The 1,290-nt window shown below is 49.3% G+C and carries 1 protein-coding gene; it reads left to right on the forward strand.

Annotated features, from left to right (window positions below):
* The coding region (locus tag QUA20_RS31780; RefSeq protein WP_333194324.1) for a hypothetical protein at nucleotides 1-512 on the forward strand (512 nt) is incomplete at its 5' end.
* Nucleotides 513-1,290: the final 778 nt, after the last annotated feature.

The following is a 1,290-nucleotide window of genomic DNA, read 5'->3' on the forward strand; positions in this document are numbered from 1 at the left end:
CTGACCTATCTTTTTTTACCACAAGTCGGTCAACCCCTCACCCGCTCCGGGTTTTGGCGGGGTTGTCACCCCGCCAGATGCACAAATTAATTTTTACGATGAATTTAGCTCAATCTTCAGAGCTAATTTACGGAAATTTGCAATTGATTTATCCCAGCGGCGAGGCGATCGACTATCTCGCTACTTCCGGCTGCGCGGATTGGCAGCGGCCGGGCGATGAAGGGGTGCGCGGTAAAGGGCCGATTCCCGCTGGGGAATATGAAATCCCAAGCGAGCCTTATTACCTCGAAACTCGGGGCGTAGAAGGGGACTTCTTTCACATTACCCCCGACCCCGTAATTTCAGAACACGGCATCCGCGCCGAGTTGGGCGTCCATTTCGACGCAAACGTACCAGGTACTTCTGGGTGCGTAGGTTTAATAAATTGGGAAGGGTGGCGGGGTTTTTGCAATCGCATGGCGTCGATCGCAAATTTGGGCGTGAAGAGTTTGCCGCTCACCGTGAAATATTAAAAAGTTTGCACCATATGTCTACGCTGTTTACACGTCTGCAAACAGCGTAGACCGGTAGTTTCAATCCCTGATAGGGCTTTAGGTAGGTTGCAACTTCATTGCGGAAACCCATTGGGTTTCCTGGGTATGTTCGTTTCAATCCCTGATAGGGCTTTAGGTAGGTGGCAACTCTCATGCTCGGCTACTGGCTGGATGTTATTCCAGAGTTTCAATCCCTGATAGGGCTTTAGGTAGGTTGCAACCCATAGGGCAAAGCTGGGCGGCTGGAGGCCCGCGCGCAGTATGCAGCGCTTATTCCCAGCCACCAAAATAATATCATTTATCGTTGGGGATTCACTCTAACCATCGATGCCGCCATCTACGAGCCATGAATCGAGTGATGCTCAATTCCCGTTCAATATCACGGTTATTCTTCCCTTTGTCTGCCAGCAGGATTATTTTTGTTAGCAGTGCTATTTGTTGTGGGGTGCTACAGCGATTGAGCAGCTTTTCTAACTCTTGACGCTCACACTCACTTAGGGTTAATGATTTTGGAGCTAATTGTGCCATGTTCTCGTTCCGTATGTCTGTTCTGAGTGCAATTTCTCTCAGTTAGCCCCAGTCTCCCATAAAATAGGTACTTTACTTTCGCCATGCTATACTAGCTAGAGGACCGTACCCTGTGGTGCTTATTTTGTGTAAAAGGACTTGCAAGCGGGGGTTCATCGCCTCAATTGCAGACCCAACGTTCCCTGATTCAAGTCCAGCGAAGGCAGAGACTAATTATCGAGGACTCAGA

This window comes from Microcoleus sp. Pol7_A1 (assembly GCF_036701085.1).
GTDB lineage: Bacteria > Cyanobacteriota > Cyanobacteriia > Cyanobacteriales > Microcoleaceae > Microcoleus > Microcoleus asticus.